Source organism: Microvirga sp. 17 mud 1-3, from assembly GCF_003151255.1.
GTDB lineage: Bacteria > Pseudomonadota > Alphaproteobacteria > Rhizobiales > Beijerinckiaceae > Microvirga.
Map to the genome: position 1 here is coordinate 199,255 of NZ_CP029481.1, position 24,678 is coordinate 223,932.

Annotated in this window: 22 protein-coding genes and 5 pseudogenes; 14 read left to right on the forward strand and 13 right to left on the reverse strand. The window is 57.2% G+C overall.

What is annotated here, in order from left to right:
• Positions 1-146 precede the first annotated feature (146 nt).
• Positions 147-917, reverse strand: a pseudogene (locus tag C4E04_RS00965) (IS5 family transposase).
• Between the two features lie 34 nt (positions 918-951).
• Complete coding sequence (locus C4E04_RS20725; protein WP_162559227.1) at positions 952-1,356, reverse strand: hypothetical protein; 405 nt, start codon at positions 1,354-1,356, stop codon at positions 952-954.
• Between the two features lie 197 nt (positions 1,357-1,553).
• Here C4E04_RS20725 and C4E04_RS00975 point away from each other — a divergent pair, with 197 nt between their 5' ends.
• The 5 genes from C4E04_RS00975 to C4E04_RS21230 all read left to right on the forward strand — a co-directional run bounded on the left by C4E04_RS00975 (position 1,554) and on the right by C4E04_RS21230 (position 4,534).
• Complete coding sequence (locus C4E04_RS00975) at positions 1,554-1,937, forward strand: hypothetical protein (RefSeq protein ID WP_109594102.1); 384 nt, start codon at positions 1,554-1,556, stop codon at positions 1,935-1,937.
• 158 nt (positions 1,938-2,095) lie between these two features.
• Positions 2,096-2,734, forward strand: a complete 639-nt coding sequence (locus tag C4E04_RS00980; protein ID WP_109594104.1) for an ABC transporter permease — start codon at positions 2,096-2,098, stop codon at positions 2,732-2,734.
• On the forward strand, positions 2,731-3,243 hold the full coding sequence (locus C4E04_RS00985) for an ATP-binding cassette domain-containing protein (RefSeq protein ID WP_109594106.1): 513 nt from the start codon (positions 2,731-2,733) through the stop codon (positions 3,241-3,243). Before C4E04_RS00980 ends, C4E04_RS00985 begins: the two co-directional genes overlap by 4 nt.
• 287 nt (positions 3,244-3,530) lie before the next feature.
• A complete protein-coding gene (locus C4E04_RS21225; protein WP_245416375.1) occupies positions 3,531-4,007 on the forward strand; it encodes a hypothetical protein in 477 nt (158 codons plus the stop codon).
• A gap of 32 nt (positions 4,008-4,039) precedes the next feature.
• A complete protein-coding gene (locus C4E04_RS21230) occupies positions 4,040-4,534 on the forward strand; it encodes a hypothetical protein (protein WP_245416189.1) in 495 nt (164 codons plus the stop codon).
• Between the two features lie 83 nt (positions 4,535-4,617).
• On the opposite strand, the pseudogene C4E04_RS00995 reads toward C4E04_RS21230, so the two are convergent.
• The 7 genes and pseudogenes from C4E04_RS00995 to C4E04_RS01025 form a co-directional block, all read right to left on the reverse strand.
• Positions 4,618-5,335 (reverse strand): annotated as a pseudogene (locus tag C4E04_RS00995) (IS6 family transposase).
• Positions 5,336-5,446: 111 nt separating this feature from the next.
• Positions 5,447-5,617 (reverse strand): hypothetical protein, encoded by a 171-nt coding sequence (locus C4E04_RS21670; protein WP_162559228.1) that lies wholly within the window; start codon positions 5,615-5,617, stop codon positions 5,447-5,449.
• Positions 5,618-5,964: 347 nt separating this feature from the next.
• Positions 5,965-6,189: pseudogene (locus tag C4E04_RS21240) on the reverse strand (transposase); the annotation flags it as partial.
• Positions 6,190-6,522: 333 nt separating this feature from the next.
• A complete protein-coding gene (locus tag C4E04_RS01010; protein ID WP_109594112.1) occupies positions 6,523-7,755 on the reverse strand; it encodes a phosphopentomutase in 1,233 nt (410 codons plus the stop codon).
• A 32-nt stretch (positions 7,756-7,787) separates the two neighbouring features.
• Positions 7,788-8,894: an ABC transporter ATP-binding protein gene (locus C4E04_RS01015; protein WP_245416190.1), complete on the reverse strand. Its 1,107-nt coding sequence runs from the start codon at positions 8,892-8,894 to the stop codon at positions 7,788-7,790.
• Positions 8,895-8,905: 11 nt separating this feature from the next.
• Positions 8,906-10,570, reverse strand: a complete 1,665-nt coding sequence (locus tag C4E04_RS01020) for an iron ABC transporter permease (protein WP_109594114.1) — start codon at positions 10,568-10,570, stop codon at positions 8,906-8,908.
• Between the two features lie 5 nt (positions 10,571-10,575).
• Positions 10,576-11,601 (reverse strand): ABC transporter substrate-binding protein, encoded by a 1,026-nt coding sequence (locus C4E04_RS01025; RefSeq protein WP_109594116.1) that lies wholly within the window; start codon positions 11,599-11,601, stop codon positions 10,576-10,578.
• A 392-nt stretch (positions 11,602-11,993) separates the two neighbouring features.
• Here C4E04_RS01025 and C4E04_RS01030 point away from each other — a divergent pair, with 392 nt between their 5' ends.
• Positions 11,994-13,061, forward strand: coding sequence for a sugar-binding transcriptional regulator (locus C4E04_RS01030; protein WP_245416191.1), 1,068 nt, complete (start codon positions 11,994-11,996; stop codon positions 13,059-13,061).
• A gap of 274 nt (positions 13,062-13,335) precedes the next feature.
• Here C4E04_RS01030 and C4E04_RS01035 read toward each other — a convergent pair.
• From C4E04_RS01035 to C4E04_RS21680, 4 genes and pseudogenes are all read right to left on the reverse strand, one after another.
• Positions 13,336-14,475 (reverse strand): annotated as a pseudogene (locus C4E04_RS01035) (IS3 family transposase).
• 274 nt (positions 14,476-14,749) lie between these two features.
• Positions 14,750-15,247, reverse strand: a complete 498-nt coding sequence (locus C4E04_RS21675) for an HU family DNA-binding protein (RefSeq protein ID WP_109594120.1) — start codon at positions 15,245-15,247, stop codon at positions 14,750-14,752.
• A gap of 185 nt (positions 15,248-15,432) precedes the next feature.
• Positions 15,433-15,624 (reverse strand): hypothetical protein, encoded by a 192-nt coding sequence (locus C4E04_RS01045; protein WP_109594122.1) that lies wholly within the window; start codon positions 15,622-15,624, stop codon positions 15,433-15,435.
• Between the two features lie 201 nt (positions 15,625-15,825).
• Positions 15,826-16,083, reverse strand: a complete 258-nt coding sequence (locus tag C4E04_RS21680) for a PilZ domain-containing protein (RefSeq protein WP_109594124.1) — start codon at positions 16,081-16,083, stop codon at positions 15,826-15,828.
• A gap of 912 nt (positions 16,084-16,995) precedes the next feature.
• Here C4E04_RS21680 and C4E04_RS01055 point away from each other — a divergent pair.
• The 8 genes and pseudogenes from C4E04_RS01055 to C4E04_RS01080 all read left to right on the forward strand — a co-directional run bounded on the left by C4E04_RS01055 (position 16,996) and on the right by C4E04_RS01080 (position 24,671).
• The gene (locus C4E04_RS01055) at positions 16,996-18,114 is read left to right on the forward strand and encodes an AraC family transcriptional regulator (RefSeq protein WP_245416192.1); all 1,119 of its coding nucleotides are present in this window, start codon (positions 16,996-16,998) and stop codon (positions 18,112-18,114) included.
• Between the two features lie 310 nt (positions 18,115-18,424).
• A complete protein-coding gene (locus tag C4E04_RS01060) occupies positions 18,425-20,674 on the forward strand; it encodes a mechanosensitive ion channel family protein (RefSeq protein WP_109594126.1) in 2,250 nt (749 codons plus the stop codon).
• A gap of 204 nt (positions 20,675-20,878) precedes the next feature.
• Positions 20,879-21,154, forward strand: coding sequence for a helix-turn-helix domain-containing protein (locus C4E04_RS21245; RefSeq protein WP_245416376.1), 276 nt, complete (start codon positions 20,879-20,881; stop codon positions 21,152-21,154).
• 114 nt (positions 21,155-21,268) lie between these two features.
• Positions 21,269-21,700 (forward strand): annotated as a pseudogene (locus C4E04_RS21250) (DUF1254 domain-containing protein).
• 116 nt (positions 21,701-21,816) lie between these two features.
• The gene (locus tag C4E04_RS21255; protein ID WP_245416193.1) at positions 21,817-22,017 is read left to right on the forward strand and encodes a hypothetical protein; all 201 of its coding nucleotides are present in this window, start codon (positions 21,817-21,819) and stop codon (positions 22,015-22,017) included.
• 3 nt (positions 22,018-22,020) lie between these two features.
• On the forward strand, positions 22,021-22,221 hold the full coding sequence (locus tag C4E04_RS21260; RefSeq protein WP_245416194.1) for a DUF1214 domain-containing protein: 201 nt from the start codon (positions 22,021-22,023) through the stop codon (positions 22,219-22,221).
• 257 nt (positions 22,222-22,478) lie between these two features.
• On the forward strand, positions 22,479-23,459 hold the full coding sequence (locus C4E04_RS01075; RefSeq protein ID WP_109594131.1) for a phosphate acetyltransferase: 981 nt from the start codon (positions 22,479-22,481) through the stop codon (positions 23,457-23,459).
• A gap of 3 nt (positions 23,460-23,462) precedes the next feature.
• Positions 23,463-24,671 carry an acetate/propionate family kinase gene (locus tag C4E04_RS01080; protein WP_109594133.1) on the forward strand — a complete coding sequence of 403 codons (1,209 nt, stop codon included), beginning with the start codon at positions 23,463-23,465 and terminating at the stop codon, positions 24,669-24,671.
• The last annotated feature ends 7 nt before the right edge of the window (positions 24,672-24,678 follow it).

Here is a 24,678-nt window from a genome sequence, read left to right on the forward strand (position 1 = left end):
CGAACTGGATAATCAGCGCTGGTTCCTACGTTCTACAGGTTCAGTGCTCGGCGCTATAACGACGAAAAGGTCTGTCGCAGCTTTGCAAATGGAGAGAGCCAAGAAGGAGGGTCTCCAAGTTGCCAAGGACAGGTCTCTAGAGCCTGTTAGCGTCTGATCCAATCGATAGCCGCCGCCAGGCAAAGCACGGCCATGAAGGAGCGTGAGGTCTTCTCGTAGCGCGTAGCAACGGCTCGCCACTCCTTCAGTCTGGCCCACAGGGGTTCGACAACGTTCCGGTTGTTGTAGATCCAGTCCGGGCAGGTGACAGAGCCCTCATTGGAGTTGGTAGGGATCGCAGGTCTGGCTCCCACGCTCCAGATGTGTTCGCGGAAGCTGTGACTGGAATAGCCACGATCCGCCACAACCCAGGTAGGCACATCTGGCAGGCGGTTGAGCAGCGGGATGGCCTCCGGCAGCTCGTGAGCCTGCCCCCGGTGCGATGCGGAACGCGACGGCGTGTCTGAGACCGTCAGCAATCACGCAAGCCTTGGTGCCGTAGCCGCCACGAGAGCGGCCAAGCGCCTCACGATGGTCTCGTTGAGCTTGAGAGCCCTTTTCGGGCCGCACCCGCCGCTTTCTGGTGAGCTCGGACGTTGGTGCCGTCCAGGAAGGTCATGCCAAGCTGCACGCCCCGCTCCTGCACCAAGTCCAGCAATCGCTCCCAGACACCCAGACGCGCCCAGCGGATGAAGGTCTGGGCGGTCATCCACCAGGGCCCGAGCTCGGATGGCAGGGCTCGCCATTTGGCTCTGTTCTCATGCCGCCACAGGGATTGCACTCATGGTACGCCGGAGATGAGACGGGGGCACTTTGGCATGTGGTCGGCAAGCCTCGATCAGGGGCTCCAACATCCTCCATTGTACGTCCGTCAGCATCGTCGCCTCCTTCGCTCAAAAGACGACAACGCTCTCAGACGCTAACAGCCCTCGTATTTTTGAGAAACGTCAGTGGCATTGGCGTAATAATACGATCCAGGCCCAAGCTCACAACACGGAACGAAGGCAGAGCTTGGCCGTTAATATAAGCCGTCGTTTCCCAGGGCCGGATATGTTGTTCAGATTCGTTTGGGTTATTCTTGCGCAGTTTGTGCTTCAGCCGGCTTTTGCCCAAGATCATCAGCCGATTAAGATCGGCCTGCTTAGGTTTGGAACAGTCGCTTGGGAAATCGATGCGCTTCGTCACGAGGGCCTCGACCACAAGCACGGCATCGCCATCATCCCAGTCGAGTTCGCCTCGAATGAGGCTGCCAAAGTGTCTCTTCAGACCGGTGCGGTAGACATGATTGTCGTCGATTAGCCCAGGGTGGCACATCAAAGAAGCGAAGGGGCTCCTTTCAGTTTCATTCCCTATTCAAATGCAGTCGGGACCCTGATGATCCCCCGAGCTTCGAATATCAGGAGTCTTCCGGATCTCAGAGCCAAGCGTATCGGTGTTGCGGGAGGCCCTCTTGATAGAAGCTGGCTTCTTCTCAGAGCTTATGCACAAAGAGAATTCGGCATTGATTGGCGGAAATGGCAGAGCCTGTTTTTGCCGCCCCGCCACTGCTGAACGAGGAATTGGCACGCGAGCGCATCGACGCTATTCTGACCTACTGGCATTATGCCACTCGGCTTGAGACTGAAGGCTCGCAGCCATTTCTCACAGTAGCTGATATGATCCGTTATCTCGACATCGACGGCGACGTCCCCGTGCTAGGCTATGCATTTCGCGACGAGTGGGCTCGCCAGAAGGAGGCCGCACTACCGAGCTTCGTTGCAGCGTCGCGGGAGACCAAGATGTTACTTTCGGGATCAGAGAAAGCATGGGCCCGCTTGACGCCTCAGCCAGGCACCGATGACCCAGCGGTCCTGGCATCGCTGAGGAGAAGCTTTCGAGCCGGCATCCTCGAGCACTAGGGAGAGGCCGGGCGAAATGCGTGTGCCAATCTTTATGCTATCCTGGCCAGGATCGGAGGGGAGGAGGATAGCAGGGGATTGCCTCGATCCTGCTGTTTCTCGGGCTATGGCAGTTGGGAGCAGTTTTCGCCGCCAGCCGCCTTTTGCCGAGCCCCGGTATGGTTCTGGAAAGCCTGATCGGCGAGACACGAAATGGTGCACTGTTTTATCATCTTGGCATTACGCTTGTCCGCGTGGGCGTCAGCTTCATCATCGCCATGGTGATCGGAGCCGCGCTCGGTATCGTGCTCGGCCTCTGGCGTGCACTGGACCGCTGGCTCAATCTCTGGATCGTGATCCTGCTCAACGTGCCGGTGCTCGTGATCATCATTCTCACTTATATCTGGCTCGGACTAGTGGAGACGGCGCTGCTCGTCGCAGTTGCGCTCAACAAGATCCGCAATGTAACGGTGACACTTCGCGAAGGCGCACGGGCCCTCGACCGGGATTATGCGGAAGTGGCACAGGTCTATCGGCTCGGACCCCGGGTAATATTGCGGGACGTTATTGTTCCGCAACTTGCACCTCATCTCTTGGTAGCTGCGCGCAATGGGCTTGCGCTGATTTGGAAGATCGTGCTCGTGGTAGAACACCTAGGACGCTCCAACGGCGTCGGCTTTCAGCTGCAGAGCTATTTCCAACTTTTCGACGTACCGCGTGTAATGGCCTATGCGGTAGCCTTTGTTTCCTGTGTTCTGTTGATAGAACTCCTAATCTTCGCACCGCTCGATCGCCGTACGGATGTCTGGCGGCGATGACGATACGCATCTTCATTCAACAGAAGGTCTTTCCGCGTGGGCGAATGCGCCGGCACGGCCCGTGCTCGATCGCTTCTCGCTCAATCTTGCGGATGGCGGAATCTGCGCTCTGGTCGGGCATCGGTAAGTCAAGTCTTCTTCATATCGTCGCCGGTCTCGATCGGCAATTTGTCGGGTCGGTTGAGGGGCGTCCACAGAGGATCGGCTATCCTTTTCAATCGCCCCGACTTCTACCCTGGCGCACCGTCCGAGAGAACCTGGAACTCGTCATCCCCGGCCGTCCGGCGAAGGCGGAGGCATGGCTCGATCATGGTCGGGCTTGCAGGAGCGGGAGAGGTCTAGCCCCAGCGGCTGCCCTCGGTATTGCGCGGCGCGTGTCGCTTGCCCGCGCCTTAGCCATTGAACCGAAATTACTGCTTTCGGATGAGCCTTTTTCCGCTCTGGACGGAACAACCGCAAAGGATATGCAAGCTCTTGTAGCGGCGCAGTTGAAGACACTCACGCAATGACAATTCTGGTGACGCATCATTGGCATGAAGCCGCCGCCCTTGCAGATCGCGTGGTCACGCTGGGCGGATCGCCTGCGCGAATTGTGGACGACAGGCCGATTCGGCCTGCGAGGGCCGGAGAATGAAGCTGCTTCTGACACTGTTCATATTGCTCCTGCCGGGCCTGACTCAGGCTCAGGAAAAGACCATCGCCGTCGGCTTAGTCACGCAAGCGCGAGACCCCATTCAGCCGGTTCCCCCTCGATCCGGAGATACGGGACGAAGGTGTCGCAGGCGCGCGACTTGGCATCGCCGATAACGCGTCTACGGGTCGCTTCACAGGGCAGCACTTCACACTGGTGGAACGAACAATCGCGGAGGATGCCAGACCGGAAGATGCCATTCGAGATTTGGCCCGAGAGGGGATCAAGTTTGTCATCGCCGATCTCGACGCTCCACTCCTCATTTCAGCGACTTCTGCTCCGGTCGGAGATGGGGTGCTCTTTCTCAATGCCCGTGCACCGGACGATGCGCTCCGCAACGAGGCTTGCCGCACCAACCTGCTCCACACGATCCCGAGCCGCGCCAAGCTGGCCGATGCTCTCGCAGAATATCTAATGACAAAGCGCTGGCGGCGCTGGTTTCTGGTAATTGGCAGCGCTCCTGGCGATAGGCTGCAAACAGAAGCTTTCCGCCGTGCCGCCAAGCGCTTCGGGGCCGAGATCTTGACGAAAAGGATTGGACTTTCAAGCCCGGTCATGCGTGCACGGATACAGGCCACGTGACCCTGCAAAGCTAGATCCCAGCCCTGACGCACGTGTCCGATCATGACGTGCTCATCGTCTCGGACGAAGCGAACGAGTTCGGTGAGTATCCATCCTATCGCACGACGAGGCCTCGCCCCGTGGCCGGAACGCGTGGGCTCGTCACCACAGGTTGGAGTGCAGTGTCCGAGCAATGGGGCGCGACGCAGCTCCAATCCCGCTTCGAGAAACTGTCCGGCCGCCCAATGACCACCGTCGATTACGCTGCCTGGGCAGGCACCCGCGTCATCGGTGAAGCCGCCATCCGTGCCCGTAGCAGCGACCCCGCAACGATCACGGCCTATCTGCGCAGTCCCGATTTCATTCTCGCAGGCTTCAAACGTCAGGAGCAGAGTTTCCGCACACGGGACGGGCAGATGCGCCAGCCGATTCTGATTGCAGGACCCCACCTTCTTGTCTCGGTTTCGCTACAGGCAGGTTATCTGCACCAGGGGTCCGAGCTCGACACATTGAGGTTTGACCGTGAGGAAAGTCGATGCAAGTTCTAAATGTCGCCATCTTCGGGTTGCTGCTTAGCCGGCTCGTTGCAAAATTGGCGGTTGCTCGAGCGAAGCTCGCGGAGGCGTCTAGTCTACGCCGCCGCGCTGAACAGAGTAGCAATAAAGTCGGTCTGAGTCTGCATGTCGTTCGCTGGTGCGTTCGCCACTTTGCCCTTACGGACCGTCGCCATCACCTCATAGCCCGCAAGCGTCTGTGAAGCTGTCACAAAGCTCTTGAAGCCCAGCCCCAGACGAGCCAGCCGTTTGATGCAGTGGTGATCCTGCTCGACGATTTTATTCAAGAACTTCATCTGCCGGAGTTTGGCGAAACGCTAGAGCGCTCCATCCTTCTTCATGGCTTTCGTCGCAATGGGGTAAGCGGCGTTCTTGTCGATCGTGATGGTGCACGGATTGACGGTATGTGGCTGCTTCAAGGCTTTGCGGAAGAAGCGTCGGGCTGCCATCGCATCCCGCTTGGGTGAGGGTAGAAAGTCGATGGTCTGCCCCATCGCATCAACGGCGCGGTAGAGATAAACCCATTCACCCTTCACTCGAATGTATGTCTCGTCTACCTGCTAGGAACCGTTCGTCATGCGCAGATGCAGACGCACGCGCTTGTCCAGCTCCGGAGCGTAAGCCTGGATCCAGCGAAACAGGGTCGTGTGGTCGCCTGAATGCCTCGATCAATAAACATGCGCTCTAGGTCACGATAGCTGATGGGAACTGTAAGTACCAGCGGACCGCCGACAGGATGATCTCCGCCGCAAACTGCCGACCCTTGAATGGGTTCTTATTATTCCGCTTCACCATCAGTCCCTCGCAGCACCCGGCTGTCATAGCTCTCAGGCAGAGCAGGCTCCAAAGCTGCAACAGATCCCTCAAGACTGCGTATATCCTCGGGCTACCATAATGACCCTGATGCTAACCACGAAGACGCCGAACATCCTGCAGCAGGCCACGGTTCGCGAGGGCTCTTTGGCTCTCCGGCCGGGATCGCCAGGCATAATAGCCGCTGGACGAGACCTGGAGCACACGGCACATGAGCCGCACCGGATAGGCGCGGGCATGCTGCTCGAAGAAACGAAACCTCATTTGGGCATCTCCTCGAAGATGCCGATGGCTTCTCTTTTGGGAGCGGTGTCTGTCGAGGGAACGATAGCGCCGCGGAGAACAGGCTCCAAGCTGTATGAAGCTCGCAGGGTCATTTGGCGTCTGCCAATGCTGCCACGCACAGTTATGAGTTCCCGCCAGGGGTCTGGCTTCTCTTCGAAGTCGGCGCATAGCCGCTTCATGATCGGGTCGGAAGGAAAGGCATCTCAGTCTTTTTTTGCGAACTGTGCAGTCGCCTGCCGTTCATGCCCATCACGAGATTGCCTGCCCGCCCGTCCCTGGACGGGACCTTGGTCCGCGCAGCGGCGCGGAACTCTAAAACAAGCTTAGGCTATTGCGCGTCGGAGCCGGGCGTTTTCCACTTCCGGATCCTTCAGGCGCTTGACCTGATCTGTTTTGAGCCCGCCGAACTCCTGCCGCCATCAGTAACAGGTCACCTCCGTCACGCCGACTGCGCGAACGGCATCGGCAACGGACTTGCCCTGTTAGACCATCACATCGACTTGGCGTAACCTGGCGACGATCTCTTTCGGCCTATTGCGTTTCCTGGGCATTGTGATCCTCCTGTGAGCCTCAATACATACTTCAAGGTGGACCATCTCAATGGGGGTGGATCAGCACAGCAGGCTCATTGAGCGATTGAATTGAAAGCCTTTGAACATCATGAATCTCTGGAGATTACCGGAGGCACAAACTGAACTAAGTTACTGATGGGTTTGCGGCAATTCGTTCCAAATTACTGCAACGGAGTTGTCCTTACGAGCAATTATGGTTGGAATTCAAGGCAATTTGAGTTGGGCCGAGCAGCCATTCCGGTCATCACGTGGAGCAAGTCGCGGCGAATAATCCTATTCAAACGAATTTGAGGTAGGTGTCATAGATCTTAGCTACTGCAGTTGGATCTCATCCAGAAAGCTTGTTCCAATTTCGGGAGCATCGACGTTGAAGACATTGGCAACTGTTGCTGCAATATCAGCTAATGTCTCACGTAAGAAGATTCCTCGCGGCTTGATACGTGGGCTCCAGACTAAAAGCGGCGTAAACTCGCGCGTATGTTTGTCATGACCAATGGTGGGATCATTCCCGTGGTCCCCAGTAATGACTAGGAGATCACGCGGGCCAAGCAGACCCATGATCTTACCGATGCCATCGTCTGACTGCCGCAGACAGGCAGCATAGCGTTCGGCGCATTCGTCGTGCCCTGCAAGGTCGGTCTCCTGGATATTGATCGCGATGAGGCCACGCTTTACCCTGGCAAGCGATTGATAGGTTGCGTCCAGGACGGGCTGAGTCAAAACGTGGGGTTCTTTATGCGCCCCTTCGCAGGTAATTACGTCTGCAACCTTGCCGATAAGTTCGACCTCAAAGCCTGCTTTCTTGAGAATAGTGGGAACCTGCACGTGGGGCTTGGTGCCACTCGTCAAGTGCCGGACGACATAATTGCTCGTATAAAGGCCGAGAGCAACGTTGTTGACCCCGCACTGCCCCGTACTTCTGCGTTCAGTGCAGCGGCGGATATCCGCCGCGTGGAAACCGTATCCGCCCATCGCGACAACACGGCGGACGCGAGCCACGGATCTCAGGATCTCGCCGACAGCAACAATCTCCTCGTAGGGCTGGTCTTCAATCGAACCGACGCAATGATAGGTTTGCAGAGGATCGCTCTCCAGATTGTCGCCACAAATCATGCGCCCATCAACGAACAAAGCAGCAAGCCCGTCCCCAGCAGGCTCCACGTGGTGCCCATGGCGACGCAACACCGCCGCCACATCGTCCCTGACGACCTCGAACAGTTCCTCAGGTACGTCAGGGACCCGAGATCCCATGATCACCTGATGGCCTAGGTAAGTGTCCGCCCCCTTATATCCCAGCGAAAAGACGCCATGGACGGCAATTGGATTGGGCTCAATACGCAGTCCGGAGTTGGGGGCTACGGTCCCGAGGCCAAGGCGCTCCAAGTTCGGAAGCGATAACCCACCCACTGCCTCTACAACATGCTTTAGAGTGTTCGATCCTATATCGTTCGGCCTCACCAGATGAACATCCGGCATTGCGCCGAGACCCAGTGCGTCAAGAACAAGAATAATTACACGGTCAAACTGTGAATCGAGAGATTGCATACTTAATAACGCCTTGTGCTTGCCAGGACGGATCAGGTTGGCGAATTGCCTTCGCGCGGCAGAAGATGAACGGCATCTTCATGGAAAGTGACGCCGACGTGGTCGCCGTCTTTGATCTTCCAGGATTGGCCGAGTGTGGAGCGGACCGCCGTCACAAGCGTAGAGCCGATGCGGATGCGGTATTCCGTCTGGTCGCCAAGATACTCTACCTCTTCCACGAGGCCGGAGTGACCGTCACCGTGTGGTTGAAGGATGACGGCCTCGGGGCGGATCAGAGCCAGCACATCGGGGCTGCCCGGGGCCGTCAGAGATTGAACGCGCAGTGTCTGGCCGTGCACGTCTACGAAGGCGGTTCTATCCCTATAGGCAGTCACTTGCCCCTGAAGAGCGTTCACTTTACCCACGAACTGTGCAACGAACAGCGTTGCCGGTCGCGCATAGATCTCTTCCGGAGGTCCGATCTGCTCGATCTTCCCAGCTCTCATGACAGCAATCCGGTCCGAAAGGCTCATGGCCTCATCCTGATCGTGCGTCACGAACAGTGCCGTTGTCCCTAAACGCCGCTGCAGACGACGAAGCTCAGACCGGACTTGGACACGCAGCTTTGCGTCGAGATTCGATAAGGGTTCGTCAAACAGGAGAAGGTCCGGATTCATGACCAATGCGCGGGCGACGGCGACGCGCTGCTGCTGGCCTCCTGACAACTGGCCGGGAAGACGAAGGCCGTAATCGTCAAGCCCTACCGCTGTCAATGCTGTCGCTACATTTGACTTAATCTGCGCCTCGGGAACACGGCGTAGGCGTAGAGAATAGGCTACATTCTCAAAGACACTCATGTGCGGGAAGAGCGCGTAGTTTTGGAAAACCAATCCTATGCGCCGGTGATGAGGTGGAAGCCGAGCAATTGAGCGGCCATCAAGAAGGATCTCTCCTTCTTCAAACTCTTCGAGCCCCGCAAGCGTTCGTAGGACAGTTGTCTTGCCGCAACCAGAAGGTCCAAGCAGAGTGACGAACTCGCCAGGTGTAAGGGAAAGGTTGAAGTCAGTGACAACGGGGAGGCGGCGGCCTCGTCCGATAGGATACGACTTGTTAAGTCCCTGAATCGAGAGGGACTTAGGCGGTGCGACTTGCATATCCATAAATGGTCTTCCTAGTGGGCTTCGCGCCAATCGCGGCCAAGAAGCCGCGGCACGCCGTGGATGATGAGCAAAACCATGAGCACGACGATGACGCTAAGCGCGGCAGCTTCGCCGACATCTCCGCGGTCCATCTGCGACAGGATGGTCGGCGTGACGAGGGACCAATGCGGTGAAACGACAAAGATAACCGCGCTTAGCGTCGTCACGCTTCGGGTGAATGAGAAAACCATGCCGGCGAGCAGGGCAGGCCGCACAAGTGGCAACAAGACCCGCCACAATGTCTGTCCCGACGTTGCCCCCATGGTCGTTGAGGCTTCATCCAGTGTACGGTTGACCTGATTGAGTGCAGCCACCCCTGAACGGATGCCATAGGGTAGCGAGCGCACCGCGAATGCAGCAATAATGATGGTTGCTGTGCCGGTTAGCATTAGTGGCGGACCATTGAATGCCAAGCCGAAGGCAAGACCGATGACGGTTCCTGGAATCGCAAGCGGAAGATTTGCGATGAAATCCAAGACAGAGCGCCCTGTAGCTTTGCTACGTGCCACAATCCAGGCAATCAGCAGACCCAGTACTACAGAGATAAACGATGCGATGACGCCCAAAGTGAGGGTATCGAGAAGAGTCCCACCCGATTTGGTCAGTGCCGCGACAAAGTGTTTTGACGTGAATGAGTAGTCAATTCCGAACAATTGAGTCGTCGCGCCGGCTATGATCGTTCCGTATTGAAGGCAAATGATGAAAGTGATCGAGCTGACGAGCAGAAGTGCCGCTGCCTGGACCCCACGATGGCGTACCTCCCGGTGACGGCTTGAACCCTTCGCTCCCACTGACGCAAAGGACATGCGGGCTGTCAGCATCTTATGGGCAAAGAACATAAGCACTGCTGGAATCAGAAGGAGCACGGCAAGCGCTGCCCCATGGGGAATGTCATACATGCCGATAATTGATTGGTAGATCTGTGAAGACAAGACCGGAAAGTCTCCGCCCAATAGAAGCGGGTTCCCGAGATCCGCAAATGAGTAGCTGAACATCAGAAGCGCAGAGCCTGCGAGGCCGGGCACCAGAAGCGGCAAGCTTACCGTTCCAAGGACCCGCCAGCCGTTTGCCCCCATCGTGGCTGCAGCCTCCTCAAGGGAAGCGTCGAGGCCGCGAAAAAGATTGAGCATGAGGAGATAGGCAAACGGGAAATAGGAGATGAGCTGAGCAATGACGAGCCCTTTGAACCCGTATAGACCAGTGCTCTGAAGACCGAATAACTCGTGCGTTATGAGCCCTCTCCGCCCGTACAGCAGGATGAGGCCCAACGCCATGAGAATTGGCGGCGAGATAGTGGGCAAGAGAGCAAAGAAGTGCCAGATTGACTTGCCTGGGATTGCAACCCGGGCGATGGCATACGCATACAACGTTGCCAGAATTGTCCCAAGCACTGCCACGGTAGCGCCTAGAAAAAGAGTGTTCCAGAAAATTGTGCGATTGAAGGGGTCGAATACGACCGCACCTATCGTGGCTAGTGACGAACGACCGTCTACGATGAATGCCCGCGTGAGCAAGTCGAGCATTGGATAGGCTGTAAAAATCAAGACGAACAGAGCCACGACGGGATAGATCACATAGAGTGTCCAATCCCTGCCGTGGCTGCTTTTCGTCACGCTCGCGAGCGCGATCGAGGGCATTATGTTTATTTCCTTCCTGCCAAGATCTCATTTTGGAACCGGGCGATGATTGCCTGGCGTGTGGAGGAACTTCCAGCCCACGCGAAGTCAAAGTCGATGAGCTTTGCGTTCTGGAATGGCTTCACGAGATCGTGGATCTTTGCGTTTTTATTTGTCGGAACATCGAAGTACTCAGAAGCCGCCAAGATTTCCTGGGATTCCGGCGTGACTGCCCAGTCAAGGAAGCTCTTCGCAGCGTCCGGCTCGGGTGCATTTTTTAGCATGACTGCACAGAACAAGTCGTATCCCGTGCCTTCCTCGGGCAGAGTCATCTCAAGAGGGAAGCCTTTGTGAATGCTGCCAAGGATGTCATGAGCGAAGAGGATACCAATCCCAACCTCACCGCGCCCCACAAGCTGCGTCGGACCAATGCCGGAACGGGTATATTGCGAGACGTTGGCATTGAAACGTTTCAAGTAATCCCAGCCCTTATCCTCGCCCATTACCTGCAGAACAGTTGCGAGAAAGGTATAGCCGGTACCAGAGGTGGCTGGGCTACCAATGCAGATCTGACCCGCAAATTCCGGGCGCGTCAGATCTTCCCAACTCGTCGGCGCCTTGAGCCCCTTCTCCTCCAGGAACTTCTTGTTCGAAGCAAAACCAATGAAGTCAACGTCGATCCCAGTCCAGTACCCTTCCGGGTCAACGTATTTAGCTGGAATGCCGTCAACCCCCTTAGGTTTATAGGGCTGTAAAAGGTCATCTGCTTTAAGCGTCATCATCGAGGGGAGCCCGATGCCATAAAGTACGCTTGCTTGAGGCCTGTTTTTCTCGGCGCGAATACGATTGACGGCTTCGCCGGCCGAAAGACGCAAGAAGGTTGGCGTGATGCCCGACTGCTTTTCGAAAGCGCTCGTCAGCGCCGCACAGGTCGGATCTGGGGGGCCCATGTACAAGGTGAGTTTCTTGGACTGCGCCAAGGCGCCAAACGAAGGCAGTAGAGATGCCCCTACAAGCCCGCCCGCAAACTGCCGGCGCGTAAAGATTGTCATGTTGCAGCCCTCCCGGTTGCATAAACTTTTATGTTTGCATCGGCAGTTTTGTTCATAAAGATCTATCTGTCAAGCTTCACGCAAATCGTCTCGATGTCCAAGAGACTCACATGAATAACCGCTAGAAAAATGCATAAGCAGATCTTGGAGTAGGCTTTGTTGCTGTTGATTGGAGATCCGCTTCGGATTTGGCCATCCCAACAACTGCCTTCTCAGCTTCCTGTGAGGTGCAAAAATTTATCGTGCCGTGCGAAGGCATTGAATAGTGACATTGGCGAACATTTATGTCATCGAAGAGATCAATGTTTGATGGTAGAGATGTACGGCACATCTGTCGATGAGGGGCTGTTCGCGGGCGCCGCGCAGTTGCTCCAATAAGGATGACGAAGCAAGTGGCCCAAACAAGAAGAAGGTCAGACCCAGACAACAAGAAGCGTGCAAAGCTGAGCAAGTTCCAGGCTGACAAGCAGGAGCTCAAAATACGGGCTGCGTGGCATTATTTCATCGAAGGCCTGACCCAAGAGCAGGTCGCGCAGCAAATCGGTGTCAGTCGACTCAAGGCCCTTCGGCTGCTTGCGGCGGCTCGGCAAGACGGGACCGTGCAGATCTCCATCAACACAGAGGTCGACTCGATCATTCGTCTCCAAAGGGCTCTGGAAAGCCACCTAGGTGTCTCGGAGGTTATTATTGTTCCAACGGGCGACCAGACGGAGGCGAGCGTCGCAGCTGTGGTTGGGCATGCGACTGGCCAATATCTCTCCGGCGAATTGTCAAACGGGATGTCCGTTGGCGTAGGTTGGGGTGCTACTCTCAAGGTCTGCATGCAATCCCTCGCGCAACTGGATATCGAGAAGCTGACGGTTGTGTCGCTTTTAGGCGGCCTGACCCACGCGACAATGGATAATCCATCTGCTGTGGCTTGGCGGCTAGCGGATTTCTACGGAACGAATCTCTATCAAATTACTGCGCCGGTTTTCGTTCCTGAGCCGGAGATGGCGCGCGCCCTATGGCAGTTGAAGGATTTTCAGGAGTTAATCATACGGGCTCGGGACGTTGATGTTGCCTTGTTAAGTGTCGGCAACGTGAGCGAAGATGCATCAATCTTCCGTCGCAGCATTCTTGGGTTTCCTGAGATGACGAGCCTCCGAAGGGCCGGAGCAGTTGGCGACGTCCTATGCCACTTCGTCGATGCCGATGGGGAAATCATAGACCACGACGTGAACCGGAGGGTGATGGCCATCTCTCCGACAGCAATCAGAGATGTTCCTAAAGTCGTCATATCCTCCGGAGGGCGAAATAAGGCCCGGATTATTCGTGCGGGTGTTGCGGCGACTAATGCTTCCGTTCTGATAACTGATATTTCTGCGGCCGAAGCGATCTTGGAACTGCCTCGCCTAGCACGGACGCCAGAGAAAAAGCCCGTTAGACGTCAATCGGCGGCCGAGTTTACAGAGTCATGAAATGTCCACCCGTATCGAAACGTAATGTCATCCAGCCGAGTTCCCTCTCGTTGAGGCCACTCTGTGCGGATCATCCTGTGTCCCGATCAAAAGCGCTTTGGTCTTGATGTCGATCGGTGCTTCACAATGGTGGCCGGCCCCCACGAGGCAATCCGAGGTCAATGTTAATGGATGATCGGCTGGACCTGCCCCCAGATGTGATCCACGGATTATGCAACTTTCTGGGCTTGGTGAGAGCGGATTTTCTTCGGTTTGGTGGAGAGCGGATTGGTCGCTATTCGGCCCGCCTTTCGAACTGAACCGGACTGACATAATCCAGTGTCGAATGACGCCGGACCGGGTTGTAGAAGCCGTCGATGTAACGGCCGTTCGCCTGCTTGGCCTCAGCTCTGGTGTGGAACACCGTGCGCCAGACCAATTCGGACCTCAAGGTCTTGAAGAAAGTCTCAACCATCGAATTATCATAACAGTTTCCCTTCCCGGACATCGAGATTCGAACGCCGTGCTTCCCCGCTTCGGCCTGATACTCGATCGAACAATATTGACTGCCACGGTCCGCATGATGGGTCAGCCCCTCACTGGGTCTTCGGATCGCCAGAGCCTTGCGAGGCGCCTCCAACGCCGGTTTCTTGTTCAGCCAGTCACTCACCGCCCAGCTAATCATCCACCGGGCGAAGAGATCGAGCGCCGCGGCCAGGTACGGCCAACCCTCGTTCGTCTACACGTACGAGATATCGGCATTCCATTTCTGGTTCGAGCGCACGGCTGAGAAGTCCTGCTCGAGCAGGTTGGGCGCGATCGGAAAGGCGTGGTGGCTGTCGGTGTGCGCTTGAACCTTCGCTTCTGCTGGGCCTAAAGCCCGTTCTCCCGCATCAGCCGGGTGGTCCGACGGCGACCGACTTGCAGTCCCTCATCCTGCAGCTCGCCGGTCATGCACGGACTGCCGTAGGTCTCATCGGAGAGGGTGAAGGCCGAGCGGATGTGGGCCAACAGAACCAGCCCTCGCGCTGACGCGGACTGGCTGGACGCGATCGCCAGGCGCAATGGCCGCTCTGGCTCACTTCGAGACCTAGCACAGACGGGTGACGGGGAAGCTCTCTTTCGCCATATCGATGAGTTGGGACCTCCTCGACTTCCCTTCTTAGCGAAAAAGTGGTGGCTCGTTTGAGGATCTCCGCTCCTGGCGCAGGATCTCGTTCTCGCGCCGCAGCTGCTTCAGTGCGGCCGCCATGTCCTCCTGCCGCTCGTCGGGCGGATCGTCGATCTGGCGCTTGCGGCGGCGGTCGATCCAGTTGCGCAGGGTCGACAGGCCGACCAGGACATACTCGGCAATCGCCCGTCGGCTGCGGCCGCTGGTCAGGGCGAGCCGAACAGCCTCATCCCGAAGCTCCTTTGCAAAGCGTGTCTGGGCCATGGAGATCCTTCTGCTTCATCCAAGAAGTGCTCTCCATTTTTCCGAAACGAGACCATCGTCCGAATGGCGCGGATTTGCAGGTGCTGCGGGCAGTGCTCGGCCATGTCGGCATTGAGACGACCCAGATTAACATCCATTCCGTCACTTCTCGCTTGCATCAAACGGTGTATGTCCTTCGACCTCTTACGGATGAGGCCGCCAGCATCGCCGAGCGGAGCAACCGCTATCTCGAATTTGCCAAGTCTCAGATAGCTTCTTTGAGATCCTTAGCCGGTCAGAACGCGATCTTCTTGGAGGCCTTAATCTTCACTGGTTCGCCGGTCTGCGGATTGCGACCCATGCGCGCGGCGCGCTTGCGGACCTGGAGGATGCCAAGCCCTGTCAGACGGATCTTCTCGCCCTTCTTCAGGCTCTTGGTGATCAGCTCCACCACTTGAACCAACATCTCGTTGGCCCGGCGCTTGGGCAGATCATGCGTTGCGGCAAGGTTGTCGGCAATCTGGCGTAACGTCAGAATTGGGCTCGCTGCGGTGGCAGATGCCTTGGCAGACATCTTCACGGCCTTGGCAGCCGTCTTCACGGCAGCCTTCGATGCACTCGCTTTGGAGGCCGCAGTCTTGGTCGCTGCGGTCTTAGACGGAGCAGCTTTGGACGTCGCGACCCTGGCAGGTGCCTTTGTGGTCTTGGACGAGGTTTTGCCGGCACTCTTCGAAGCAACGGCCTTTTGGGCCGGTGCCTTGCGGGTGGTCGTCTTAGTTGCAGCTTTTGCCACGGTGAACTCCTTCTCCGAGCCGTGAAGTAGCGGCCAGGATCATATCCATAGCGCGTTGTGCTGCGGCTTTAAGAAGCGCAACACCATTTCCACAATAGAGAGATGAGAACTCTGCCGTGGATCTGAGTTGAAGGTCGACATCGGCATAGCCCACCACAAGGGATGACGCTGGATCGCTTCGAACATTAAGCCCTGCCCTTTGGCGCTGTCAGGTCCCGGTCACCGTGGATCGAGGCATCGAGCAGACGCCGTAACTGTTCGATTTCGTCTGCCGCCTCGAGAAACAGCGCCCGCGCCTCGGCCAGGCTGGGTCCCTCGTCGAGCTCCGAAGCCGCCTTGAGACGATCTACAAGACCGTGCCCCTCGTTGTCCTCCATCCTTCAGCAGGAGGCCCATTTCTTCCGATAATCGTGACCGTAACGTTGGGAATATTCAGCGTGCTTCTTGCAAGCCGCCAAAACTGGGAAGTGCTCGGCTCTTGTTGCAAAAGATAGTCGGACATTGCCGATTGGCCGGTATTATTATTAAAGTGGCGGCTGCGAGTTTCATAGCTCAGACCCCTTAGTGCGGGACAAGAGTTATATGAACTCAGCCCCGACTTCACGTCCATTTGTCCAAATGACCCGTACTGATGCACGTGCGCCTTCGTCGGGAATTTCAAGTTCGAACTCTAGAGGGAGCTCTCCATTCTCGCAAAGAGCCAGACGAACGCCCGTTTCGGACAGATCACATACGACACATTCCAGGAGTGGTGCGTCCCCCCTAGGGACAATCCGCCCCTCCAGCTTGGTCGGAAAGCGGCGGCTCCTCCGACGCTCCTTGAATCCGTTGCCCATGAAGTGCTCCTGTCCAGACGAGAGTTTATGGTAAACGAAGCTGACCCGAGCCTTTCGTCATTTATCGTTCGTCAGAAGTCTCGGCGGACTCAAGAGGTGCCTTTCAGGACAAGTACTTCGACAGACTGGCGACCCTTCCCTGCGCTCCTTCGTATCCTGTGTGGTCACAAGTCATCATGATTAAACAGTGTAGAAAGAGCGCGTACCCCGGTGCCGCATAATAAATCGTCGCCGGAATGTTTCTATTCGCTGCTACTGCTGGAGGCCCACTTCTCGAGAACCCAGCACTCCCTAGCCAGTGCCACGGGGCGAAATAGTACAACGACATATGTAGAGCTTCGTCGTTCCTTCTTCAGGAGACAGCGTTCCGGATGCCTAAATCCTGAGAGCAGGAAATCGCAGTCGGTATCTTACCACCAACTCCATCACCTGGCTGTCATCAATGCTCGGGACAAGACAAAATGAACGCCGAGAAACCCGGCTAGGATCAAAGTCTCGGCGGCAACGGACATAACATCGAGGGTAAGGGACGAAAGGATAGCTCCCTTGAAACCACCGCGTCACTCGCTCGTGCCAATTGTATAATTAGAGATACGTCCTAATCTGGCAAAAGGATATGAACATCATCTCAAGTCAGCGGAGCAGCGAAGAGAGCGCTGATTGGGATGATCATAGCCTGCGGATAGGCTAGCATTTGAGCGCCAGGTCACACCGATCAGACCAGTCGGGTTGATGCTTCAAGACAGTTTTTTGCTCAGTTCGGACAGTGGAAGTGCGAGAGCACACGACGAATCCGTGTCTGGATCCAAATTTCCGGCTAAGCTTGATTAAATTGATCTTGGTCAAGGTGTCACTTCCCGAGTGGATCGACCGTGTGCTCTTGAGCAAGATTTTGGAACTCTGGGGAGGGCCATGGCGATGACCATCAACATCAACGTTGGGCCAGAGTCCAAGAGTGAGAGCGACAGCTTAGAACGAGCAGTATCGCTCTCACCATCCATCCTGGCGGGGCCCGGGCGCACACTTCCACCCGGTTACATTCACCTCGGCGTTGCGAAGGAGATCGCGCCGACCCTGCGCGAGTTCCAAATCGATCCGGATCCCATCATCCGCGAGGTCGGGCTTGACCCGCGACTTTTCGATGATGGAGCTAACGTGATTCCCCACGTGGCCTTGGGTCGACTGCTCACCCTCAGTGTTGCCCGGACAAAGTGTCCATACTTCGGCTTACTGGTCGGTCGACGTGCTACGATTCTGTCGCTTGGACTAGTGGGGCGCCTGATGCAGCAGTCAGAGACTGTAGGTGCTGCCATGCAGGCGCTTGTTTCCAACCTAAGCGTCCAAAATCGTGGGGCCGTGCCGTCGTTAATCGTCAGCGGTGATCTGGCCCTGTTCACCTTCTCGGTTTATCAGCCTGAGGCCAGAAGCGCGGATCAGATCGCTGATGGATCTCTTGCCGTTGCGGTCAACGCGTTGCGTGCCTTGTGCGGGGTCGACTGGAATCCTGTTGAGGTGCTGCTGCCCCGGATCACCCCTGTGGATCTGGAGCCTTATCGCCGTCACTTCCGTGCGCCCGTCCGGTTTAACCAGGAGAGCGCCACCATTGTTTTCTCGGCCCGTGATCTGGATATTCGAATTGCCGGGGCCGATCCCGTGATGCGAGCTCTGCTGGAAGAGCGAATTCATCAGATGAAGAGCAGCCAAGGCTCCGAGTTCTCGGATGATATCCGGCGGCTACTACGCACTCGACTGACCAGAACGCGTTGTTCGGCAGAAGATATCGCCGAGCTGCTGACCATGCACCGCCGTACTCTGAGCCGCCGCCTAAAGGACAGCGGAATGGGCTACCGGGCAATCGCCAACGAGGTCCGGTTCGAAATTGCCCGGCAATTGCTGCAGGACACCGAGGTGCCACTTGGCCAGATCGCAGCGGCATTGGGTTACTCTGAGGCGAGTGCCTTTACGCGTGCTTTTCGGCGTTGGTCAGGTCAGACGCCCACCGCCTGGAGGGCCGACGGACGCCTCGGGTAACTGCATTAGTGGCCCATTCTGTCAAGGGATTGTCCCTGCCGGTCAAGCACAAGGCGCCTTATTGTGAATTGGTTGATCGTTAAGGCTGCGGTCATCAGTCAAGTGGGGGCGAGGGACGGTCAATTAGCGGCACCGATGAGCTATGCGGATGTGGCTCGCTGGACTATCCGCCGCTCCGTTGCCTGCGGAACAGCGGCCGCTACGGCTGCTGGCACGTCCTATTACGCCACGCCAGGATGCCAGCAGCTCGGAACGATTGACGGTCAGATCGTCTATTGCTGTCCGTGATCAGTCTGGATCGGAGTGGTCCATGAGCCAGAGACGTCTTCAGATGTTGCGTGCACTATGGGGAGTGATGCTCCTGAGCATGGTTCAGCTGGGCGGCTTGGCTCATGCCCAAACCGCGCCGACTCCGACTACCCCTCCGCCTCAAGTTCAAGAGCTCCTTAAGTTGCTGGATGACCATGCCATCAAAACGTGGATTGACCAGGAGAAGCAGGCAACGGTGTCGAAGGAGCCGACGCCACAACCGCCGCAAAGTATGGACTCCGAGATGCTGGCATCGCGCGTTGATGCGTTGCGGACGCATCTGGCTTCTCTGATGGTGGCGATTCCAGGCCTGCCCCGTGAATTCGCTCGGGCCGCAGATCTCCTGACGCTGGAGCTCCATAGCCGATCTGCCTTCGATGTCATCCTCCTCGTGTTTGGCTTCTTCGGCCTTGGAGCCGGGGCCGAGTGGATCTTCCGAAGGAGCACAGCATCCGCAAGGGGCCGGATCCTCATCCGCCCGGTAGGAACGACAGGCGAACGCCTGCGGATGATCGGTTGGCGTCTGGCGTTCGATCTGGCCTATGTGACGATTTTCGCCTTAGGAAGCATCGGCGCTTTCCTTATTTTCAACTGGCCCCCTCTGCTACGACGGATCGTGCTTGCCTATTTGTTTGCGGCGCTGCTGGTGCGGGTTGCCCTCCTGGTTAGCCGGATCCTCCTCTCGCCTCCGGCAGTGGGTCGCCACGATCCTGAAGGCTTTCGGATCATTCCCCTAAACGACGAAGCGGCGCGGTTCTGGCACAATCGAACTGTTCTGTTTATCGGCTGGTTCGCAATCGGTTGGGCAACCGTCGAGCTCGTGACCACCCTCGGGTTTACTGCCGACGGCCGCAGGTTAGTGGCGTATGGTATGGGAATTGGCCTCTTGGGTATCGCGATTGAGGCTGTCTGGAGATGGCCGATACCACTTGCTGAAACGACACCGAAAGCAACAGAACGGTTCCGGCGTCATCATGGCCTCGGGACGTGGCTGTTATCGCTATATCTCATCTTGCTTTGGGGACTGTGGGTCGCAGGCCTGATGCGCCTGTTCTGGCTCCTGATATTGGTCATGGCGCTTCCTCAAGCGGTCAGAATCACCAAGGATGCCGTGCGTCACCTGTTACGGCCTCCTGACGGCACCGAGGACGCACACCTTTATGACCTTAGAGCCGTTTACCTGGATCGAGGCATCCGAGCCCTCCTGATCGTCGGGGCAGCCTTATTTCTGGGCTGGGTCTGGGGGATCGATCTCGGAGAGATGACGAGTAGCGACACGATCATGACTCGGCTGGTGCGTGGCGCATTGAGCAGTATTGTGATCCTGTTGGTGGCTGATCTCCTCTGGCAGATCGTGAGGACACAGATCGATCGGCGTCTGTCAGCCATGCAGGTTACGGCTCCGCCAGGCAGCGAGGCTGCCTTGCGTCAAGCGCGAGTTCGGACCTTGCTGCCAATGGTTCGAATGGCTGCGTTCATCGTTTTGGCTACGGTAGCTGTTCTTATGGCGCTCTCGTCTCTAGGGGTGGAAATCGGTCCACTCATTGCCGGCGCAGGAATCTTCGGCGTTGCCGTAGGATTTGGGTCGCAGACCCTGGTCAAAGACGTCATCAGCGGGATCTTCTATTTGCTCGATGATGCCTTCCGGGTCGGTGAGTACATCCAGAGTGGATCCTATAAGGGAACCGTAGAGAAGCTTGGCTTTCGCTCAGTGAAGCTGCGGCATCATAGAGGGCCTGTTTTCACAGTTCCTTATGGCCAGCTTGGCGCGGTAGAGAACATGAGCCGCGACTGGGTCATCGACAAAACGACTCTCAACGTCACCTATGACACCGACCTCGACAAAGCGAGGAAGATCATCAAGCAGGTCGGCAAGGAGCTGGCGGCAGATCCGGAGGTTGCATCGAATATCATCGAGCCTTTGAAGATGCAGGGCGTGGAGGAGTTTGGCGATTTCGCCATCCAGCTTCGCATGAAGATGATGACGCGCCCAGGTGAGCAATTCGTGATCAGACGCAAGGCATATGCGATGATCAAGAAGGCCTTCGATGAGAATGGGATAAAGTTCGCCTTCCCAACGGTGCAGGTGGCAGGCCGTGATGAAGCCGAGCCAGCCGCTGCCCGTCAGGTTCTCACGCTCGTCAAGGGCATGCCCCCGAAGAAGGTAGCTGATTCAGCAGCTTGCCAGTGTTCCCAACTGTCAAGGGAACGTCCCAAGTGGTCAAGCAGGCTGATGCAGGAGCCGCCATAATGGCGCGGTCCTTCTTTCGCAGGGCTACCAAGAGGAGAGGGAGTGATGGATATGCCATCCACGCGCAGGGCTGACGAACTGCCGTCAAGCCATGGCTCCGGCTCCCTCACTCAAGACCTGCGGCGGGTGCTTCGGACCGAGTTGCTCAGGGATACGTGCTCCGCTGCTACGGTCGCTCGCCTTTTCTCCATGCATCGTCGCACAATGAGCCGACACTTGCGAGCCGAAGGTCTTGCATTCCGGCAGGTCGCCAATGAGATCCGCTTCCAGATCGCGTGCGAGCTACTGGAAAATACCAATATGGCACTAAGTCAGATCGCCACGGTCTTAAGATACTCTGAGCCGAGTGCCTTCACTCGTGCCTTTCGACGCTGGTCGGAGCAGACCCCGTCGGCATGGCGTGCTAACCATCCCCATGTCCGAAAAACCCGGCAGCTCCGTAGGTCTCTCCGTTCCGACCGGCCAAATGAATTCGCTTGAGAGGGCGAATTTTCAAAGAGACTTGGAGGATAACTCCGATGCGAAAGCTCTTCCGCAAACCTTTGCGGATTCCCGCTCATTTGGTACTGCTGGGGCCGGTTTAGCCGAAACCGCATGACTACGTTCGCCAACATCCGCGCCTATCCCCAGGCGGAGGACACGGCCGTCATCAAGCCGAATTTCGATACGCCGTACTTGTCGGCGCTTCTTGACTTGCGAAATGAGCCCGTCATAGCCTCGGTCCCGGATCCCGCTGGGCGCTACTATCTGCTACCCATGCTCGATACGTAGTCCTACGTGTTCGCGTCCCCCGGCTGGCGTACAACGGGAACGCAAGCAGTCCACTTTCTCCTGGCGGCAAAGGATTGGCGGCCCGATCCGGGGTCGCGCTTGATCGAGGATTACAGGCTCCCCGAGGACACGCACGTTCTTGAGGTCCCGACACCTTACGTTTGGATCATCGGGCGGACAGAGACCGATGCTCCTGCAGACTATGAGACCGTTCACAAAATCCATGAATACCGGATCACCCCTGTGTCGCAATAGGGTCAGGCTCTCGAGGCTGTGTCATTCGAGCCAGATCGGACAATTGACATGAAGACTCCACCGAAGGCGCAGGGGGACACGATGCCCCCGAGCAGTTTTTCACCTACGCAGCAGAGTTGCTGAAGGTTGATCCACCTCAACTGACCGATCAGCCGATCCTTGCGCGGATGAAGCGCATCGGCGTCGAGCCCGACTGGAGTTTCGAGATCGAGAATGTCGATAGCGTCGTCCGGCGCAGGCTTACTCAAGCCCCAGCTGATGGGCAACGGCTGATGGCGTTGAAAGTCCCGACCTTAGCGCGGGTCATCAATGGATGATCCATGAACGCCGACACGAATGGTTTCCAGGTAGCGAGCAGCTTAATTCGGCTCGCCATCAGCAGCTGGATGCCGCTATGGTACAATGGTGACGGCTCTCTTGTCCTCTTCGTTCAGAACGAAAGCCCGGGCCGCGCTCTGGAGGCGAACCGGCTTGCTGCGCTTAAAGGTCCCTTCAATCTCACGATGCGCCTCTATGCCTAAAGGCGGAGGCCCTGAACGGACGATGGAGTCCACCGCCCAACGAAAGATCACTGACGCCCAAACGCTGGCGCCAACGAGTATGGCAGTCCCAAACTGTTAAAACTGTGGCCCAACAGGTCAAGCAGCAGGTTCGGAAAAGGTAATACTCTGCCCACAAGAAGGCTAGGCAATCACGGATATAGGTCCAAGATGTTCCGACTCCGCAAGCCGCTTGGCGCACTTGGCGACCCATCGCAACGGCCCGGTGGGAGGCCATCATGACAGCTGCGGTTTCCGTTCAGGACGCGTCACAGCAAAGCTCGCGGCGGCACGAGAAGTACGAGCGGCTCGTAGCAACCGCTCAGTCTCTGCCGAGGTTGAAGGTTGCCGTGGCGCACCCCTGCGATGCAGCCTCTCTCGGAGCTGTATTTGAAGCGGCGGAGCTCGGTCTGATCGAACCAATTCTTGTCGGACCGGAGGTCAGGATCAGGGCCATCACGGAGGCTCTCGGTAAGGACATGTCCACGACCCGCATCGTTGACGTTCTCCATAGTCATGCGGCGGCCGAGAAGGCCGTCGAGCTCGTTAGGGCTGGTGAGGCGGAAGCCATCATGAAGGGCAGCCTTCACACAGACGAGCTCATGGGAGCGGTCGTCCGCCGTGAGGGAGGGTTGCGCACGGCGCGTCGCATCAGCCATTGCTTCGTGATGGATGTGCCCAGCCATGAGACACCGCTTATCATCACAGATGCGGCCGTTAATATCGCACCAACACTGGAAGATAAAATCTATATCGTTCAGAACGCAATTGATCTCGCGCGAGCGATGCGGGTCGATCCGATCCGAGTGGCGATCCTTTCGGCAATGGAAACAGTTAACCCCAAGATACCCTCGACTATCGAGGCTGCCGCTCTATGCAAGATGGCCGACCGCGGGCAGATCACGGGCGCTGTCATTGACGGACCTCTCGCTCTCGACAATGCCATTGATCTCGGTGCAGCAACGATCAAGAAGATCCAGTCTCCGGTTGCTGGAAGAGCCAACGTTCTCGTCGTGCCGGATCTCGAGGCCGGCAATATGCTCGCCAAGAGCCTGACTTTTCTGGCTGACGCCGATGCTGCGGGCATTGTGCTCGGAGCCCGCGTTCCGATCATCCTCACGAGCCGGGCCGACTCGACGATAACGCGCTTGGCGTCCTGTGCGGTGGCCTCGCTTGTCGCCGATGAGCAGCGAAAGCAGCTCGCTGTTCCGGAGGTCTGAGCTATGACGCCCGTGCTCATCGTCCTCAACGCTGGTTCGTCGAGCCTCAAGTTCCAGGTGTACGACGTGCTGGAAGGCACAGAGCCATGCATGGCTTTCAAAGGTCTATTCGAGGGGCTGGGAAACTCAGCGCACTTTATCGTCAAGGATGCTCAAGGGAAACTCCTGGATGAGATGACGTGGAGTTCCGGCGACCGGCAAGGGCATGAAGAGGCGTTGATGCATCTTGTCTCGTGGCTGCGGAAGCATCAGGAAGGACGCAAGCTCGTCGCCATCGGCCATCGCGTCGTCCATGGTGGCGAGGCTTATTCCAGTCCGATTCTGGTCGATGAAGCTGTGATCCAGACTTTGGAAAAGCTGGTGCCGCTCGCTCCCTTGCATCAGCCCCACAATTTGGAACCGATCCGGATCGTCCGTCGTCGCTTGCCAGGATTGCCGCAGATCGCCAGCTTTGACACTGCATTTCATCAGAGCCAATCCGAGATTGCGAGGATGTTCGCACTACCACGCGACATGCGCGAGCGAGGTGTGAAACGGTACGGCTTCCACGGGCTGTCTTACGATTACATTTCGTCCGTACTGAAGGACTATGATCCGCCCCTCGCCGAGGGGAGAGTAATCGTCGCGCACCTCGGAAACGGCGCAAGTCTATGTGCCCTTAAGCATGGAAAGAGCGTCGCAACGACCATGGGGTTCTCAGCCCTTGAAGGCCTTCCGATGGGCACTCGTTGCGGTGCCGTTGATCCCGGCGTCGTCTTCTTCATGCTCCGGGAAATGAGGCTCAGCCCAGAAGAGGCCGAGCGCGTGCTCTACACCAAGTCAGGTCTGCTTGGGGTCTCTGGCCTATCCAACGATATGCGGGTCCTGCGGGCTAACGCGGAGACGAATGCCGATGCCAAGCGTGCCATTGAGCTGTTTGTCTACAGGATCACGCGTGAAATCGGATCGCTTATCGCGGCCCTAGGCGGGATCGACGGCCTCGTCTTCACGGCCGGCATTGGTGAGAACGATGTGGCGACCCGGGCCGAGGTGATTGGCCGACTCGCATGGGCAGGACTTACACTAGACACGACGGCAAACCGTACCGGTGGACCCTGCATCTCCACCGGAGCCGGGCCCACGGCGTGGGTCATCCCAACCAATGAAGAACTCGTGATCGCCCAGCAGGCACGCAACGTGCTTGGAGCTACACAGGCCAGAATCGCATCGTGAACACGGA